The sequence below is a fragment of the Geodermatophilus sp. URMC 60 genome, from assembly GCF_053502585.1.
In genome coordinates this window covers 3,842,441-3,860,521 of record NZ_CP199958.1, presented here as the reverse complement: position 1 = coordinate 3,860,521, position 18,081 = coordinate 3,842,441, and the positions used below count along the sequence as shown (strand labels likewise).

The window sequence follows — 18,081 nt, the reverse complement described above, 5'->3', positions numbered from 1 at the left end:
CCAGGAACGAGGCGCACGCGCCCCAGCCCCATGGAGGAGCCGGTGACAGCGACCCAGGCACGCACCAGCAGGACGGGCGACAAGCTCTCCGGCCGGGTGGCGTTCGTGACCGGAGGTACCCGGGGGATCGGCGCGGCGATCTGCCGCAGCATGGCCGCCCAGGGTGCCGACGTCGCGGCCGGCTACAGCGGCAACACCGAGCGGGCGGAGATGTTCGCCCAGGACTTCGCCGGGGCCTACCCGGACAGCAACATGAGCGTGCACCGCGGCGACATCGCCAACCCGGAGGACTGCCGCCGCACCATCGACGAGGTGATCGAGCGCCACGGCCGGCTCGACATCCTGGTGAACAACGCCGGTATCACCGTCGACCGGACCGTCCTGAAGATGACCGACGACGACTGGCGCCGGGTCATCGACGTCAACCTATCCGGCGCCTTCTACCTGTCGCAGGCCGCGCTCAAGCACATGCTCGAACGCGGCAGCGGGCGCATCGTGATGATCTCCTCGGTCATCGGGGAGATGGGCGGCATCGGCCAGTCCAACTACTCCTCGGCCAAGGCCGGGCTGCTGGGCCTGACCAAGACGTTGGCCCGGGAGGCGGCGATGCAGGTGCAGCGCTCGGGCAAGGCCGACGGCCTTGGCATCACGGTCAACGCCGTGACGCCCGGCTACACCGCCACCGAGATGCTCGAGAGCGTCCCCGAGAAGGTGCTCGACAATCTCAAGGGCAAGATCCCGCTCGGCCGGCTGGGCGAGCCGGAGGAGGTCGCCCGCGTCGTGCACTTCCTCGCCGCCGACGCCTCCGGCTACATCACCGGCCAGGTCTGGGGGGTCAACGGCGGGCTGGACATGTAGCCGCAGGCCCCGTTCCGACCCATCGACCAGGGAGAGGTGCTCCGGTGTTCGACCGCATCGCCGTCGTCAACCGTGGGGAGCCAGCGCTGCGGCTCATCCGAGCGGTGCGGGAGCTGGACGCCGAACACGGCACGCGGACCCGCGTCATCGCCTTCTACACCGAGGCCGAGCGGCGGGCGACCTTCGTGCGCGCGGCCGACGAGGCGGTGCTCCTGGCCGACACCGGCGCGGGGTCGCCCTACCTCGACCACGCGGAGCTGGGCCGGGCCCTGCGTGCCAGCCGCGCCGACGCGGCGTGGGTCGGCTGGGGCTTCGTCGCCGAGGACCCCGCCTTCGCCGAGCTGTGCGCCGACCTCGGCGTGACCTTCATCGGGCCGTCGCCGGAGGCGATGCGGCTCCTCGGCGCCAAGATCGAGGCCAAGGTGCTCGCCGACAAGGTGGGTGTCCCGGTCGCGCCGTGGAGCCACGGTCCGGTCGAGGGGCTCGACGACGGCCGGCGGCACGCCGACGTCATCGGCTACCCGCTGATCGTCAAGGCCCGCAGCGGCGGCGGGGGCCGCGGGATCCGCGTCGTCCGCTCGCCCGACGAGCTCGAGGACGCGCTGACCCGCACGCAGACCGAGGCGCAGCGCACCTTCGGCGACCCGGTCGTGTTCATGGAGCGGCTGGTGGAGGGCGGCCGGCACGTCGAGGTGCAGGTCATCGCCGACCAGCACGGCACCGTCTGGGCCCCCGGCGTGCGCGACTGCTCGGTGCAGCGGCGCAACCAGAAGATCATCGAGGAGTCCAGCTCGCCGGCGCTCACCCCGGAGCAGGACGCCGCCCTGCGTGAGTCCGCCGTCGCGCTGGTCCGCGCGGCGGGCTACGTCGGCGCAGGCACCGTCGAGTTCCTGTACCAGCCCGAGGAGCAGCTCACCACCTTCCTCGAGGTCAACACCCGGCTGCAGGTCGAGCACCCGGTGACCGAGGCGACCACCGGCCTGGACCTGGTCAAGCTGCAGCTGCACGTGGCCGCCGGCGGTCGGCTCGAGGGCGACCCGCCCCCGGTCAACGGGCACGCCGTCGAGGCCCGGCTCACCGCCGAGGACGCCGAGCAGGGTTTCGCGCCCGCACCCGGTCGGGTCGAGCTGCTGCGGCTGGCGACCGGCCCCGGCATCCGCGTGGACACCGGGTTGAGCGCCGGCGACGTCGTCCCGCCGCAGTACGACTCGATGATCGCCAAGGTCATCGCCTGGGGCCGGGACCGTCCCGAGGCCCTCGCCCGGCTGCGCTGCGCCCTGCGGGAGACCACCGTCGTGCTGGCCGGCGGGACGACGACCAAGTCCTTCCTGCTCGACCTGCTCGACCGTCCGGAGGTCGTGGAGGGCACCGCCGACACCGGGTGGCTCGACCGGACCGGCACGGCCCCCGCCCGCCCCGCCGGCAGCGCGTGGGTCGCGCTCGTGCAGGTGGCGCTCGACCTGGCCGAGGCCGAGGTCGAGCAGGAGCGGCTGGCCTTCCTGGCTTCGGCGCGCGGCGGCCGGCCGCGGGCGCCGCACGAGGTCGGCCGCACCATCGAGCTCGGCATGCGCGGGCAGGTGTACCGGCTGACGGTCGCCACCGTGGACCGCGACCGGTACCGGGTCGGGCTCGACGGCCGGGTCGTCGACGTCGAGGTCGACCGGCTCGGCCCCCTGGAGAGCCGGCTCACCACCGGCGGACGGCGGTACTCCGTGGTCGCCGCCGAGGCGCCCGGGTCCTCCCTGGTCGAGGTGGACGGCGAGACGCACCGGGTGAGCCGGGACGTCGGCGGGGTGGTCCGCGCTCCCGCGCCGGCCGTGGTCGTCGCCGTCCGGGTCGCGCCGGGCGACGAGGTAGAGGCCGGCCAGCCGGTCGCGGTCCTCGAGAGCATGAAGATGGAGACGGCGGTGCGGGCGCCGTTCGCCGGCCGGGTCCGCGAGGTGCGGGCCGCGGTCAACAGCCAGGTCGACGCCGGCGCCCCGCTGCTCGCCCTCGACCGGGTCGGCGGTGACGTCGAGGAGGCCCAGGGCGAGCGGGTGACCCTGCCAGGTGCCGACGAGGTGCCGGACGGCGACCCGCGGGCCCGCGCACTGGCCCGGCTGGCCGCGCTGCGGGCGCTGGTCACCGGCTACGACGTCAGCGGCAGGCACGCCCAGCAGCTGGTCGCCGAGTACGCCACCGCCCGCGACGAGCTCCCCGTCGACGACGCGCAGCTGCTGTCGGCGGAGCTCGACGTCCTGGTCACCTTCGCCGACATCTCCGAGCTCTCCCGCAACCGGCCGGCCACCGCGGAGGAGGAGGAGGACACCCAGGTCCACAGCCCGCGGGAGTACTTCCACGCCTACCTGCACTCCCTCGACGTGGAGCAGGAGGGGCTGCCGGAGGCCTTCCGCGCCCGGCTGCGGCGGGCGCTGGCCCACTACGGCGTCGAGGACCTCGAGCCCAGCGCGGCGCTGACCGAGGCGGTGCACCGGGTCTTCCTCGCCCAGCAGCGCGTCGGCGAGCAGCTGTCCGCCGTCTCCGCCCTGCTGGACCGCTGGCTGACCGCCGACCGGCTGCCCGACGGGCCGGCGCGGACGGAGCTGGGGGAGGTGCTCGACCGCCTGGTCGTCGCCACCCAGCTGCGCTACCCCGCGGTCGGCGACCTGGCCCGCGCCGTCCGCTACCGGCACTTCGAGGAGCCGGTCGTCCGGGCGGCCCGGCAGGAGGTCCTCGACCGGGCCGCGCGGCTGCTCGACGAGCTCGACGAGGCCGGTGGGCGCGGCGACACCGCGGAGGAGATCAGCCGCATGGAGGCGCTGGTCGCCAGCCCCGAGCCGCTGGTGCGGCTGCTGGCGCAGCGGTTCGGCCGGCCGACCTCCGTCCCGGACCCGGTGCTCGAGGTCCTCACCCGCCGCTACTACCGCAGCCGGGACCTGGAGGACGTGCGCTCGACGCTGCTCGACGGGGACACCTGCGTCACGGCGGAGTTCGACCTGCACGGCAGCCGGCTGCACCTGCTGGCGCTGATGACCGACGCGGCGCGGCTGCCGGACGCGCTCGCGGCGGTGGCGGGCGCGCTGGCCGACGTCGCCGACCCGACGCAGGTGGTCGTCGACCTCTACGTGAACTGGCCCGACCGACCCGCGGACGACGACGAGGTCTCCGAGCGGCTGCGCGGGCAGCTCGAGGGTGTCCCGGCGCTGCGGACCGGCCGCCGGGTCACCGTCACGGTCTGCACCCCGGACGGCGAGGTCGAGACGGTCACCTTCCGGCGGACGGCGGACCGCGCACAGAGCCCGACAGGGGAGGGCGGCCCGGCCACGGCGCTCGCCGAGGAGCGCGTCATCCGCGGCCTGCACCCGCTGACCGCGCAGCGGCTGGACATCTGGCGGCTCAAGGAGTTCGACGGCGAGCGCGTGCCGTCCCCCGAGGACACCTACCTGCTGCACATCACGGCGAAGGAGAACCCGAACGACGAGCGGTTCATCGCCATGGCCGAGGTCCGCGACCTGACCCCGGTGCGCGACGAGCACGGCGGGGTCGTCGGGTTCCCGACGATCGAGCGGCAGCTCATGTCCTGCCTGGACGGCCTGCGGCGGGCGCAGTCGCAGCGGCGGTCCCGGCGGCCGCTGGAGAACAACCGCATCCACCTGTACGCCTGGCCGTCGATCGAGGTGCCGCTGGCCGAGGTGGCCGAGTTCGCGCGCACCGCCGCCCCCCTGACCTACGGCGCCGGCCTGGACCAGATCGTGCTGCTGGCGCGGCTGCAGGAGGACAGCGGCCCGCCGCGCGACGTGGCCCTGCGCTTCTCCGCCCGCCCGGGCACCGGGGTCCAGATGCGGGTCACCGACCGCCCGACCGCGCCGCTCAAGGTCCTCGACGACTACACCGCCAAGGTGCTCAGCTCGCGGGCCCGCGGCGCGCCCTACCCGTACGAGCTGGCCCCCCAGCTGGCCGGGCCGGACGGCTCGTTCGTCGAGCACGACCTGGACGCCGACGGCCGGCTCACGCCCGTCGAGCGCCCGCCGGGGCAGAACAAGGCCGGAATCGTCGTCGGCCTGGTGACCACGCCGACGCCGCGCTACCCGGAGGGCATGACGCGGGTGGCCCTGTTCGGCGACCCGACCAAGGCGCTGGGCACGGTCGCCGAGCCGGAGTGCGCGCGGGTCGTGGCCGCCCTGGACCTCGCCGAGGAGCGGGGCATCCCGGTCGAGTGGTTCGCGCTGTCCTCGGGCGCGCGCATCTCGATGGACAGCGGCACCGAGAACATGGACTGGGTGTCGCGGGCGCTGCGCCGGATCATCGAGTTCACCCAGGCTGGACACGAGATCAACGTCGTCGTCACCGGGATCAACGTCGGCGCCCAGCCGTACTGGAACGCCGAGGCCACGATGCTGATGCACACCAAGGGCATCCTGGTCATGACACCGGACAGCGCCATGGTGCTCACCGGCAAGCACTCCCTGGACTACTCCGGCGGGGTGTCGGCCGAGGACAACTTCGGCATCGGCGGCTACGACCGGGTGATGGGGCCCAACGGCCAGGCGCAGTACTGGGCGCCGGACCTCGCCGCCGCGCTGGACGTGCTGTTCCGGCACTACGACCACGCCTACCGGGCGCCCGGGGAGCGCTGGCCGCGGGCGGCGGAGACGTCCGACCCGCGCGACCGGGACGTGCGCTCCTTCCCGCACACGCACCCGGACAGCGAGTTCACCACCGTCGGCGACGTCTTCTCGGCGGAGGCCAACCCCGAGCGCAAGAAGGCCTTCGACATCCGCACCGTCATGCGCGCGGTCACCGACCAGGACCACCCGGTCCTCGAGCGGTGGGCCGGCATGGCCGACGCCGACACCGCCGTCGTCCTCGACGCCCACCTCGGCGGGTACCCGGTGACCGTCCTCGGGGTGGAGTCCCGGCCGATCCCGCGGCGCGGCAGCCACCCGGCCGACGGGCCCGACCAGTGGACGGCGGGGACGCTGTTCCCGCGCTCGTCGAAGAAGACCGCCCGCGCGATCAACGCGGCCAGCGGCAACCGGCCGCTCGTGGTCCTGGCCAACCTCTCCGGCTTCGACGGGTCGCCGGAGTCGTTGCGCAACATCCAGCTCGAGTACGGCGCGGAGATCGGCCGGGCGATCACCAACTTCGACGGACCGATCGTCTTCTGCGTGGTCTCCCGCTACCACGGCGGCGCCTTCGTCGTCTTCTCCGGCGTCCTCAACGACAACATGGAGGTCCTCGCCGTCGAGGGCTCCTACGCCTCGGTGATCGGCGGTGCGCCCGCCGCGGCGGTGGTGTTCTCCCGAGAGGTCGACAAGCGCACCGCCGCCGACCCGAGGGTGCGCGAGCTGGAGAACGCCATCGCCGCGGCCGACGCCGTCGAGCAGGCCCACCTCCGGTCGCAGCTGGCGACCCTCCGCAGCGCCGTCCGCTCGGAGAAGCTCGGTGAGGTGGCCGCCGAGTTCGAGGCCGTGCACGACATCGAGCGCGCCCGCCGGACGGGCTCGGTGCACGCCATCATCCCCGCCGCCGAGCTTCGGCCCCGCCTCATCGCCGCTGTCGAGCGCGGGATGGAGCGGGCCGCCACGTCCTGACCGAACACAGAGAGGACTCTCGTGAACGCCTTCGTCCTGAACCAGCACGGCCGCATGGTGTTCCCCTCGAACATCATGCCCGAGCTGGACTTCTCCACCCTGGAGACGCTCGAGCAGCTCGACAGCGTGATCCGCCGGGACTTCGAGACCAAGGCCCCGAGCGGCACCGAGATCCTCGAGCGGGTGCGGACCGGGGCCTACGCCACCCGCTACGACCTGATGCGGGACCTCGCCCTGAACCTCTTCTGGGCCAACCGTTTCTCGATCACCATGTACGACAAGCGGCCCACCCGCTGGGCCGACGTCCCCCGGTCGCGCCCCGACGTGTTCCTGCCGATCCTCGAGCCCTGGGAGGACGGCGAGACGAAGATCGCCGCGGTGGAGCAGGCCTACCCGCAGCTGCCGTCGCGGTGGAACGAGGGCTGCGAGGACCGCATCTTCGACATCCTGTTCGACGTCTACGGCCACCGGAAGCACCACGCCTCGACGCTGCCGGCGGTCAAGCCCACCGTCGCGGAATTCCTGGAGCAGCCGGACGCGCTGACCTTCCGGCTGCCGGACTACGACCCGGACTTCCCGGTCTACGACTACACCGACATCCTCGACGTCTCCGAGGACGTCCCCGAGCTCGAGGCGCTGCACCGCTGGGCCATGGTGCTGCACAACCAGTACCCGTGGGACCGGTCGAAGATGGAGCTGACCGCGGCCGGCGACCTCAAGGACGACGACTACGTGGTCGCCTTCCACCCGCGCGACAAGGAGGTGCGGGCCTTCCTGCGCCGGCTGCGCGCCGGTACCCAGGCCGGGCACGTCGCCGGACCCCGTGAGTCCCGGCCGCCGGTGCGGCCGTACCCCGAGCTCGACGTGCGGCAGCGCTTCTCGGTGCAGCCGCGGATCGAGGCGCTGGCCGCGGTGCACGGCGACCAGGTGTGCAGCAACGACGACCTCATCCGCAACACGGCCTACAACTGGTCGCCGATGAGCGCCGACGAGATCGCGTCCAAGACCGGCATCGAGCAGCGCGAGTACAGCTCGCTGCCGCTGGAGGACCTCGCCCTGCAGGCCGCCGAGGCGGCGCTGGACAAGGCGGGGCGGCAGCCGGAGGAGATCGGCGGCGTCCTGGTCTGCACCTGCACCAGCTCCCGGCTCATCCCCTCGCTGGCCACGTACCTGTGCGGCCAGCTCGGGATGCACCAGGTCTACGCGGCCTACGACATCATCGCCGCCTGTGCCGGCATGCCCTACGGCGTCGCCGACGCCGTGCGGATGCTGCAGGAGGTCGAGCGGCCGGTCCTGGTCGTCTGCGTCGAGAAGTTCTCCGACAAGATCGGCAACGTCCGCACCTCGCGGATGATCTTCGGGGACGGTGCCGCGGCGCTCGTCGTCGGCCCGGCCGGCGAGGGCGCCGACGGCGACATCGACTACATGAAGACCTACGCCAGCGGCCCGGCCAGCGAGGTGAACTCGATCCTCTGGCCCAACCCCGAGTTCGACAACAACATCACGGTGTTCGGCCCGCAGGTGAAGGCGCTGGCCGGCCGCTATCTCAGCCAGATGATCGACGAGCTGGGCCAGCTGCCGGCGCCGGAGGGCCGGGACGGGTCGCTGATGGACGCGATCGACCTGATCGTTCCGCACCAGGCGAACAAGACCATGGTGATCCAGCTCGCCGAGCGGGCCGGGCTGACCGCCGACCAGCTCTACTTCAACATCGAGAAGGTCGGCAACACGTCGTCGGCCAGCATCCCGCTGGCCATCCACGACGCGGTGCGCGACGGCGTGATCAGCGAGCCGGTGCGGGTCTTCGCGCCGGGCTTCGGTGCAGGTGCGGTGGCCGGGTACGCCGTCATGCGGGTCGACCCGGCGGTGGTCGCCGTCCAGTCGTCGTCCGCACCGCACGAGCACGGCGAGATGCCCGCCCCGGCGCCGGCCGACGAGACGCAGTCCGAGTCGGCCTCGGAGGGGATGCGGGAGGCCTTCACCTGATGGAGGACCTCCCTGCCCCCCGCCACTCGCGAGCTCACGGCGGGACCCCGCAGGGAGGCCACAGGACGGTGCGCGGCGCGGACGGGACGCGGCTGCGCGCCTGGACCAACGACGGGGACGGCATCCCGGTCCTGCTGTGCAACGGCCTGGGCGCGCCGGCCGCGGCCTGGCCGGGCATCGTCGGGCGGGACAGCGGCTTCCGGGTGGTCACCTGGGCCCACCGCGGCCTGGCCGGCTCCGAGCGGCCGGCCGACCGCGGCCGGGTCCGGGTCGAGGACCACGCCGACGACGCCCGCGCCGTCCTCGACGCGTTCGACCTGCCGTCGGCGACGGTCGTCGGCTGGTCCCTGGGGGTCAACGTGGCGTTCGAGCTCGCGCTCGAGCAGCCCGCCCGCGTCCGGTCGCTCCTCGCCGTCGCCGGCGTGCCCGGCGGCAGCTTCTCCGCGATGTACGCCCCCTTCGGCGTGCCGCGGCGGCTGCGGGCCCCGGCCGGCCGGCTGAGCAGCCGGCTGCTGCCGGTCGTGGGCCCCCTGCTGCCGGTGCTCGTGGCCAGCCTGCCGCCGTGGCACGAGTTGCTGACGCCGGCGGGTATCAGCGGCCCGGCGCGCGAGGCCACCCACCCGGCCGCGCTGTACGCGGTGCTGCAGGAGTTCTCGCGGCACGACTGGCGCTGGTACCGGCACCTGGCCCTGGCGGTCGCGGAGCACGCGCCCCTGGACGTCGCACCCGTCAGCTGCCCGGTCACGTTCGTGGCCGGCCGGTACGACACCCTGGTCGACACCGCCGACGTCCGGGCGGCAGCCCGGACGGTGCCCGGCGCCCGGTTGCGCACCCTCGCCGGCACCCACTTCGTGCCGCTGCAGTACCCCGAGGTGATGGTCGAGGAGCTGCGGGCGCTGGTGGCCCGGGAGGCCGGCCGCCGCTAGGCCGGGGTCGGGACGCGGTCCCGGACGTAGGAGCCGGGTGCCGGTTCCAGGGGCGGGTGGGCCGCGCTGCCCAGCGTCTCCGGGGCCGGCACCTCGTCGCCGGAGCGCTCGAGCTCCCACTCCGCCCAGGGCTCCCACCAGCTGCCGGTGTGCTCCTCGGCCGCCGCGCGCCAGGCGTGCGGGTCGGGCCCGGGCTCCCCGCCGGTCCAGTACCTGGCCCTCGGGTTGCCGGGCGGGTTGACCAGGCTCTGGATGTGGCCGCTGTGGCTGAGCACGAAGGTGCTCGGCCCGGAGAGCAGCTGGGTGGTCCGGTAGCAGCCGTCCCACGGGGTGATGTGGTCGGTGAGCGCGCCGGTGACGAACGTGGGGAGCGTGATCCGGCTCAGGTGGACCGGCGTCCCCAGCACCCGCAGCGCTCCCGGCTTGACCAGTGCGTTGTTCCCGAAGATGTCGAGGAACTGCTCGTGCAGCCGGGCGGGCAGGTTCGTCCCGTCCGCGTTCCACGCGAGGATGTCGAACGCGGGCGGGTCCTCGCCCATCAGCCACTGGGAGACCAGGTAGTTGAAGATCAGGTCGTCGGGGCGCATCCACGTGAACATCGAGCCCATCTGGCGGGCCGAGATGACGCCCCGTCGGCGCGAGTTGCGCCGGGCGACCTCCAGCAGGCGGGGGCCGGAGAAGGCGCCGAGCGGAGCCCGGTTCGAGAAGTCGAGGAGGGTCACCGCGTAGCCGGCGGCGTGCACCCGGTCGTCGCCGTTCGCGGCCAGGTGGTTGAGCGCCGTCGTCATCACCTGGCCACCGGCGCAGAGGCCGAGGGTGGTGACGTCGTCGGAGCCGGTGACCTCGCGAGCGACGTCGACGGCGGTGACGACGCCCTGCGCGTACTCGTCGAGGCCCCACTCGGACTGCTCCCGGGTCGGGTTGCGCCAGCTGATCATGAACACCTGCAGGCCCCGGCTGACCGCGTACTCGACGAGGCTGCGTCCCGGCCGCAGGTCCAGGAAGTAGAAGCGTCCGATGGGCGGCGGCACGATGACCAGGGGCCGTTGCCGGACGCGCGGCGTCGACGGGGTGTACTGGATGACCTCGACGACCTCGTCCCGGTGGACGACGGCTCCCGGGGTGATGCCGAGGTCCTCGCCCACGGTGAAGGCGCTGCGGTCCACCTGGCGGGGCAGCCCGCCGTTGCGCACGAGGTCGTGGAGCATGTTGCGCAGCCCGCGGACGGTGCTGACCCCGGCGGTGTCGAACGCCCGCTTGAGCGCGGCCGGGTTGCCGACCAGGGTGTTGGTGGGCGCCATGGCGCTGGTGAGCGCGTTCAGGACGAAGCGCACCTGCTCGACCTCGCGCCAGTCGGAGCTGCCGGCCTCGAAGTCACCGACCAGACGGTCCAGGGACGCCGTCGCCGCGACGTAGGACTGGGCGAGACGCCGGTACCCGGGGTGTGACGACCAGGCCGGGTCGGCGAACCGCTTGTCCTTCGGCGAGGGGGCGATCTCGTCGGTGCCCCGGAGGATGCGCACGGTGTCCCGCCCGAGCCGGACGGCCTCGCGCGCCATCGGCCCGGGCTGGGTGAAGGTCGAGACCAGCCCCCGGACCATGCCTCGCGGGGACGGGATGCCGACGGGCTCGCCACCCTCCACCGCAGCCGGCGCACCGGCCTCCTCCGGAGCGGGCCGGTCGGCGGTCGCGGTGGGCCGGGGCCGGCCGGACGTGCGCGGGCGGGACGGGGTCGTCGTCACGGTACCTCCGTTGTGAGCTGCATCACACGTGACCCGACCGTAGCGCTCGATCCCCGGTGCCGGGTACCTCTGCGGGCATTCGACTCGGAGCGTCCGGGCGGCCCGCACCCGGGCCGGGGCCTGGCCCACGGGCCCCGGGAGGTCAGCGCCTGCAGGGGTGCCTCGTCCACCGCCCAGCGTCGGACGAGCCGGCGTCAGACGAGGACGCGGCGGCCGCAGCGGGAGTCGGCGGCCTCGGCGGCGAGCAGGATCCGGCGGGCCGGGCGGTAGCGGCCCTCGCGGAGGCTGCGGGCCTTCTCGGGGTCGACCTGCGCCAGCTCGGCGTTGGAGGCGAGGTTGTGCGCGTTGTCGGCCAGCTTGACCAGGCGGCCGAGCGGGTGGGCCGCGGCCCGGCGGATCAGACCGGCGATGTAGGGCTCGCCGGGCCGACGGGTGACCGCGTCGACCGCCTCGACCACGACCTCCGGGACGCCGAGGCCGCGGAGCCGGTCGAGGTCGTAACGGCGAGCGGGGTCGGGGTGGTCGCGGGTGTCCTCGACGATGTCGTGCAGCGCGCCGGCCATCTCCGCGTGAGGGCCGTGGGGGCGCAGCGACTCGGCGATCGGCCGCAGGTGCGCGAGGTAGTAGTCGCGGCCCTGCTTGTCGACCTGGCCCTCGTGCGCGCGCAGCGCGAGCAGGTGCGCGTCGGGAACGGTGAACCCCACGCTCCGAGGCTAGGCGCTGCGTGGTGGGCGGACCCCGCCCGCGCGCCGGTGTCGGGTGCAGGGAGCGGGCCGCCGCCTCGCTGTCACCCGCCGCAGCCGTGAGGTGCGCGGACGCGAGCCGGCTGCCGTCGGACCGTCCGGCGTCCCGGTGCGACCACTCGGGCGCCCCTGCGCGGGTAGCGCCGCGCGCGGTGGGAACGTGGGGACGTGGGCCGTCCGGCCCCTCATCCCTGGGCTCCGGCTCCCGCGTCGGCAGGAGGACACGTGCGCACACTGCTCACCAATTTCCGGAACTTCGCGTTCTCCGGCAGCCTGATCGACCTGGCCGTGGGCCTGGCGATCGGGGCGGCGTTCGCGACGGTGGTCGAGTCGCTGGTGGGCGACGTGATCCTGCCGCTCGTCGCGGCGATCTTCGGGGAACCGAACTTCGACGCGCTCGTGCTGACGGTGAACGGCGGCCAGATCCGCTACGGGGCGTTCCTGACGGCGCTGGTCTCGTTCCTGCTGCTGGCCCTCACGATCATGCTGATCGTCCAGGCCATCCGGCGTGCCACCGGCCGGGAGACCGCCGGCGCGCAGGGCAGCAGGGAGTGCGACCACTGCAAGAGTTTCATCCCGGTGGACGCCGCGGTCTGCATGTTCTGCACGCGGGACGTCGACCCGATCGTCTCCTGACCGCCCCCCGCCGAGGACGTCGCGGGCGGGGGCGTGGGACCCTGTCCACGGCACCCCCGCCGGAATAGCGTCCGGCCAGGCGCCCACGACCGCCACCGCCCGGGGAGGTGGACCACGGGTGGCGGGCGACGGCGGCACGTCGGGCACCCGCGGACACTGTCCGGCCCGGTCCCGGACGGCGGGAGGGGCCGGGGCCAGGAGGCACGCCATGACCAGGACCCGCACCGCGCGACGCCAGGCGATCGTGGCCGCCGCGCTGCTCCTCCTCGCCGGGACGCCGACCGCGGCGGCCGGGGACGAGCCGGCGTCCCCGCGAGGTGATCCCGGGGTGGTGCTCAGCTGGAACGCCCTCGCCTGGCGCACCATCGGCGTCGAGGGCGAGAAGCCGCCGCCCGTGGCGCAGCTGTACCTCGGCCTGGTGTCGACGGCCGTGTACGACGCGGTCGTCACCGCCGAGGAGGCCGACGTCCCCACCGCCTCCGACGTGGCCGCGGCGACCGCGGCGCACGACGTCCTCGTCCACTGGTTCCCGGCGTCCCGGGCCGCCCTGGACGCCGACCTCGCCGCCTGGCTCGGCACCGTCCCGGACACCGCGGAGCGGCGGCACGGCCTGCAGGTCGGTCAGGACACCGCCGCGGCCCTCGTCGCCACCCGCGTCGACGACGGGCGGGACGCGCCGATCACCCTCGACCGGCCGGCCGAGCCGCCCCCCGGGATGTGGGTGCCCACCGGCAGTGGGGAGATGCAGGCCCCGTGGCTGGGCTTCACCGAGCCGCTCGTCGTCGAGTCGCCGGAGGAGTTCGCCACGGACGGGCCCGACGCCCTGGACAGCGCGGAGTACGCCGCGGACTTCGCCGAGGTGGCGGCTATGGGGTCCGCGACGAGCACCGTCCGGACGGCGGAGCAGACCGACCTCGCGCTCTTCTGGAGCGACAACCCGGTCCGGCAGTACCAGGACGCGCTACGGGAGCGGGCGGCCCGCCACCCCGTGGACATCAGGGGCACGGCGCGGGTGTTCGCCGCCGTCAACACCGCCGGAGCCGACACGCAGATCACCTGCTGGCGGGTCAAGTACGACACCGCCTTCTGGCGCCCGGTCACCGCGATCCAGCAGGCGGACCGGGACGGCAACGACGCGACCACGGCCGACCCGGCGTGGACGTCGCTCCGGGCGGCCCCGCCGTACCCGGACAACCCCAGCGGTCACGGCTGCGTCAGCTCGGCCGTCGCCGGGACGCTGGAGGAGCTGTTCGGTCCCGGGCAGCTGGACATGGCGATCCGCAGCACCGTCACGGACACCACCCGGGTCTACGACGACGCGGAGGCCTGGCTGGACGACGTCGCGAACGCGCGGATCTGGGTGGGGTTCCACTTCCGGGACGCGATGGACGACGCCCGGGAGATCGGCACCGGGGTCGCCGAGGCCGTGGTCGACCGCGCGTTCCGGCCGGCGGACCGCTGAGGCGGGCGCGGTCAGCGCGTCTCGGGGAGGCCCGCCGTCGAGACCGGTCCCGATCGGCATCGGTCTCGACCGGGGCCGTCCTCGAAGCAGGGCCGGTGCCACGGTCCGGACGTCCCGAGCCGCCGGAGGCGGCTTTCCTGCGCGGCGCCTGAGGGCCACACTCCCGGGTGCGGGGCGAGGACACGGGGTCCAGGCCGCCGACCGCCGGGGAGACCACGATGCCCGACCACCCGATGCCCGACCACCCGATGCCCGACCACCGGATGCCCGACCACCCGATGCTCGACCGCAGCAGGTTCCTGGAGGGGCCCTTCGCCCCGGTCACCGAGGAGCTCACGGTCGTCGACCTGCCGGTGACCGGCTCGCTGCCCGCGGAGCTGGACGGGCGGTACCTGCGCAACGGACCCAACCCCCTGGGTCTCGACGACCCGGTCCAGCACTGGTTCCTCGGTCCCGGCATGGTGCACGGGGTCCGGCTGCGGGACGGCCAGGCCGAGTGGTACCGCAACCGCTGGGTGCGGTCGCGGGAGGTGGCGGAGGCGCTGGGGGAGCGGTGGCCCGGGGGGCCGGTGCACTCCGGCATGGACTTCGCCGCGAACACCCACGTCGTCGCCCACGCCGGGCGCACCCTCGCCACCGTCGAGGCCGGCGCGCTGCCCTACGAGCTCACCGACGACCTCGACACCGTCGGTCCGTGCGACTTCGGCGGCACGCTGCCGGGTGGCTACGCCGCGCACACCAAGCTCGACCGGCTGACCGGGGAGCTGCACGCCGTCGCCTACTTCTGGGGATGGGACCACGTGCAGCACGTCGTCATCGGCCCCGACGGGCGGGTCAGCGGCACCACCGACGTCCCGGTCGCGGACGGGCCGATGATGCACGACTTCGCCCTGACCGAGCGCTACGTCGTCCTGTTCGACCTCCCCGTGACCTTCAGCATGGCCGCCGCGGCCGCCGGCTCGTCGCTGCCCTACGGGTGGAACCCCGCGCACCAGGCCCGGGTCGGGCTGCTGCCCCGGGGGGGCACCGCCCGCGAGGTCCGCTGGTTCGAGGTGGACCCCTGCTGGGTCTTCCACACCCTCAACGCGTACGACGACGGCGACCGCGTCGTCGTCGACCTCTGCCGCTACGAGGGCTCCTACGACCTGTCCGCGCTGTCCGGGCGGGGCCCCTTGACGCTGGACCGCTGGACCATCGACCCCATCGCGGGCCGGGTCGGCCAGCAGCGTCTCGACGACCGCCCGCAGGAGTTCCCGCGCACCGACGAGAGGGTCGTCTCGCGGCCGCACCGCTACGGCTACAGCGCGGTGACCGGGGAGGTCGGCCGGGCCACCGTGCAGGTGGACGGCACTTTCGCCGACGGCGCGTTCGCCGACGAGCTGCTCAAGCACGACCTGGCCACGGGCCGGGTCGAGGTGCACCGGTTCGGCCGCGACGCCACCGTGGGTGAGGCCGTGTTCGCCCCGTCGGCACCCGACGCGGCCGAGGACGACGGCTACGTCCTGGCCTTCGTGCACGATCCCGACCGGGGAGCCGCCGACCTGGTGGTCCTCGCGGCCCAGGACTTCGCCGGGGACCCCGTCGCCCGCGTCCACCTGCCGGCCCGGGTCCCGCTCGGCTTCCACGGCAGCTGGATCCCCGACCGCTGAGCCGCCGCCCCGGGATCGGGCCGGCGTGGGCCCCACCGGGATGTCGCCGACGAGCACCGCCGGTGTGGCAGCGGACACCGGCCGCCGGTCCGGCAGCTCTCGGTCGCGTGCGCGGGCGGCACCGAGCAGGATCGTCCCGGCGGGGTCCCGGGGCGGTGGCCGACGACGCCGCCCCGGACGGAGCCGGCGGGGATGGGAGGTCCTGGGATGGCCGTCAGCGAGGTCGACCTGCGACGGCGGTGGTCCGACGGGCAGCCGTGCCACGGCCTGTGGAGCCAGCTGCCCGGGGCGGTGACCGGCGAGCTGCTGGCACGGACCGGAGCCGACTTCGTCGTCGTCGACCTGCAGCACGGCGCCATGTCCGAGGCGGAACTGCCGGGTGTCGCGGCGGCGATCACCGCGGCGGGCTCGGTGCCGCTCGTCCGGACCCGCAGCCCGGCCTTCGCCGACGTCGGCCGCCCGCTCGACCTGGGCGCGCGGGGTGTCATCGTGCCGAACGTGCGCGACGCCGACCATGCCCGTGAGGTCGTCGCCGCCGGCCGGTACGCACCTGCCGGGAGGCGGTCGGTCGGCCGGCTCTCCGGGGGGGCCGACCAGCCCCTGGTGATCGTGATGGTCGAGGCCGCGACCGCGCTCGACGACCTCGACGCGGTCCTCGCCGTCGATGGGCTGGACGGCGTGTACGTCGGTCCGGGCGACCTCTCCCTGTCACTGGAGCTGACCGGTCCGGAGCGCCGGGAGGAGTTGCGCGGCGTGCTCTCCTCGATCGTCGCCCGGGCGGGCGCCGCGGGCGTGCCGGTCGGCGTCCACGCCTACGGCGGTGAGGAGGCCGCCGGCTACGCCGCCGAGGGTGCGACCATCGTCACGGTCGCCGCCGACACCGTCTCCCTCCGCGAGGCCGTGGCGCACCACCTCGGCGTCGCCCGTGGCCATCCGGAGCCGGACCCGGGGTGACCGTCGGCCCCCCCGGTCGCCACCGCCTCCCCTCCGCGACGGGATACTCGTCCCGACGCGGTCCACCGGCGGTCCCGCGGTGGAGGAGGTCCGTGAACGTGTCGAGAGCCCTGCTGCTGGAGAACATCGACCCGGTGGCGGCCGACCTGCTCGGCGCTGCCGGCTACGAGGTCGAGTCGCTGCGGGGAGCGCTGGACGAGGCCGACCTGATCGCCGCCCTCGACGGCGTCGACCTGCTCGGCATCCGGTCGAAGACGCAGGTGACCGCGGAGGTCCTGCGCCACCGCCCCGGCCTGGCGGCGGTGGGCGCCTTCTGCATCGGGACCAACCAGATCGACCTGCCCGCGGCCGCTGCGGCGGGGGTCGCGGTGTTCAACGCGCCGTTCTCCAACACCCGCAGCGTGGTCGAGATGGCGATCGCGGAGATCATCTGCCTGGCCCGGCGGCTGGTCGACCGGGACCGTGCGCTGCACGCCGGGACCTGGGACAAGTCCGCGGCGGGCAGTCACGAGATCCGCGGGCGGACCCTGGGCATCGTCGGCTACGGCAACATCGGCAGCCAGCTCTCGGTGGTCGCCGAGGCCCTGGGCATGCGGGTGCTCTTCTACGACCTCGAGGACAAGCTCGCGCTGGGCAACGCCGAGGCCTGCGGCAGCCTGGAGGAGCTGCTCGAGCAGGCCGAGACGGTGACCCTGCACGTCGACGGCCGGGCCGGGAACGCGGGGCTGTTCGGCGCCGAGCAGTTCGAGCGGATGCGCCGGCGGAGCCTCTTCCTCAACCTCTCCCGCGGGTTCGTGGTGGACCACGAGGCGCTGCGCGAGCACGTCCTCAGCGGCCACATCGCCGGCGCCGCGGTCGACGTCTTCCCGGACGAGCCGCGCGAGCAGGGCGATGCGTTCACCTCCGTGCTGCGCGGCCTGCCCAACGTGATCCTCACGCCGCACGTCGGTGGGTCGACCCAGGAGGCGCAGCACGACATCGGGCGCTTCGTCGCCGGCAAGCTCGCCGACTACACCGCGACCGGGACGACGACGCTCAGCGTCAACCTGCCCACCGTGGTCCTGCACGGCTCGTCCGCAGCCCGGTTCGCGCTGCTGCACCGCAACGTGCCCGGTGTGCTCGCGCGCGTCGACGCGGTGGTCGGCGAGCACGGCCTGAACGTGGACGGTCAGGTGCTGGCCACCCGCGGGGAGCTCGGCTACGCCGTCACCGACGTCAACGACGACCTGCCCCCGACCCTGCTGGCCGCGCTCGGGGCGCTCCCGGAGAGCGTCCGCCTGACGACGTTCGGGCGCCGGGCGGACTGATCCGCCGGCGGACGGTGCTGCTCGTCCTCCGCCTCCCGACGACCTCCGCCGGCGACCGGAGCCCGGGTCCGGAGCGTGCGGACCGGCTGCTCGCCGGGGCCGGTGCCGCGGGACGGCCGCTGAGATCCGCAGGGCCGCGCTCCAGTGTCTCGAGTGCGCCGGTCGCGGCTTCCAGGGAGGCGCGCTGCGCGTCGTCGAGCCGGTCCATGGCGGCCTTGACGGCTCCGGACCAGGCGGCGTCCACG

At 74.3% G+C, this 18,081-nt stretch carries 11 protein-coding genes; 9 read left to right on the top strand and 2 right to left on the bottom strand.

Features of this window, described 5'->3' with window-relative positions; genetic code table 11:
- Nucleotides 1-42: 42 nt before the first annotated feature.
- From ACWIX3_RS18215 to ACWIX3_RS18200, 4 genes are all read left to right on the top strand, one after another.
- Complete coding sequence (locus ACWIX3_RS18215; protein WP_448608752.1) at nt 43-858, top strand: 3-oxoacyl-ACP reductase family protein; 816 nt, start codon at nt 43-45, stop codon at nt 856-858.
- A 44-nt stretch (nt 859-902) separates the two neighbouring features.
- A complete protein-coding gene (locus tag ACWIX3_RS18210) occupies nt 903-6,431 on the top strand; it encodes an ATP-binding protein (protein ID WP_448608751.1) in 5,529 nt (1,842 codons plus the stop codon).
- A 21-nt stretch (nt 6,432-6,452) separates the two neighbouring features.
- Nucleotides 6,453-8,417: a 3-oxoacyl-ACP synthase III family protein gene (locus ACWIX3_RS18205; RefSeq protein ID WP_448608750.1), complete on the top strand. Its 1,965-nt coding sequence runs from the start codon at nt 6,453-6,455 to the stop codon at nt 8,415-8,417.
- A gap of 68 nt (nt 8,418-8,485) precedes the next feature.
- The gene (locus ACWIX3_RS18200) at nt 8,486-9,343 is read left to right on the top strand and encodes an alpha/beta fold hydrolase (RefSeq protein ID WP_448608749.1); all 858 of its coding nucleotides are present in this window, start codon (nt 8,486-8,488) and stop codon (nt 9,341-9,343) included.
- Here ACWIX3_RS18200 and ACWIX3_RS18195 read toward each other — a convergent pair.
- Both ACWIX3_RS18195 and ACWIX3_RS18190 read right to left on the bottom strand, forming a co-directional pair.
- Entirely contained in the window at nt 9,340-11,085 is a 1,746-nt protein-coding gene (locus ACWIX3_RS18195) for a PHA/PHB synthase family protein (RefSeq protein WP_448608748.1), read from the bottom strand. The two genes, ACWIX3_RS18200 and ACWIX3_RS18195, sit on opposite strands and share 4 nt — an antisense overlap.
- Before the next feature lie 194 nt (nt 11,086-11,279).
- Nucleotides 11,280-11,789 carry a phosphohydrolase gene (locus ACWIX3_RS18190; RefSeq protein WP_448608747.1) on the bottom strand — a complete coding sequence of 170 codons (510 nt, stop codon included), beginning with the start codon at nt 11,787-11,789 and terminating at the stop codon, nt 11,280-11,282.
- Nucleotides 11,790-12,053: 264 nt separating this feature from the next.
- Here ACWIX3_RS18190 and mscL point away from each other — a divergent pair, with 264 nt between their 5' ends.
- The 5 genes from mscL to serA all read left to right on the top strand — a co-directional run bounded on the left by mscL (nt 12,054) and on the right by serA (nt 17,836).
- Nucleotides 12,054-12,464: a large conductance mechanosensitive channel protein MscL gene (mscL, locus tag ACWIX3_RS18185; RefSeq protein WP_448608746.1), complete on the top strand. Its 411-nt coding sequence runs from the start codon at nt 12,054-12,056 to the stop codon at nt 12,462-12,464.
- Between the two features lie 208 nt (nt 12,465-12,672).
- Complete coding sequence (locus ACWIX3_RS18180) at nt 12,673-13,926, top strand: vanadium-dependent haloperoxidase (protein ID WP_448608745.1); 1,254 nt, start codon at nt 12,673-12,675, stop codon at nt 13,924-13,926.
- Between the two features lie 218 nt (nt 13,927-14,144).
- Entirely contained in the window at nt 14,145-15,575 is a 1,431-nt protein-coding gene (locus ACWIX3_RS18175; RefSeq protein ID WP_448608744.1) for a carotenoid oxygenase family protein, read from the top strand.
- 207 nt (nt 15,576-15,782) lie between these two features.
- A complete protein-coding gene (locus tag ACWIX3_RS18170; protein WP_448608743.1) occupies nt 15,783-16,529 on the top strand; it encodes an HpcH/HpaI aldolase family protein in 747 nt (248 codons plus the stop codon).
- A gap of 92 nt (nt 16,530-16,621) precedes the next feature.
- Nucleotides 16,622-17,836 carry a phosphoglycerate dehydrogenase gene (gene serA / locus ACWIX3_RS18165; protein WP_448608742.1) on the top strand — a complete coding sequence of 405 codons (1,215 nt, stop codon included), beginning with the start codon at nt 16,622-16,624 and terminating at the stop codon, nt 17,834-17,836.
- The last annotated feature ends 245 nt before the right edge of the window (nt 17,837-18,081 follow it).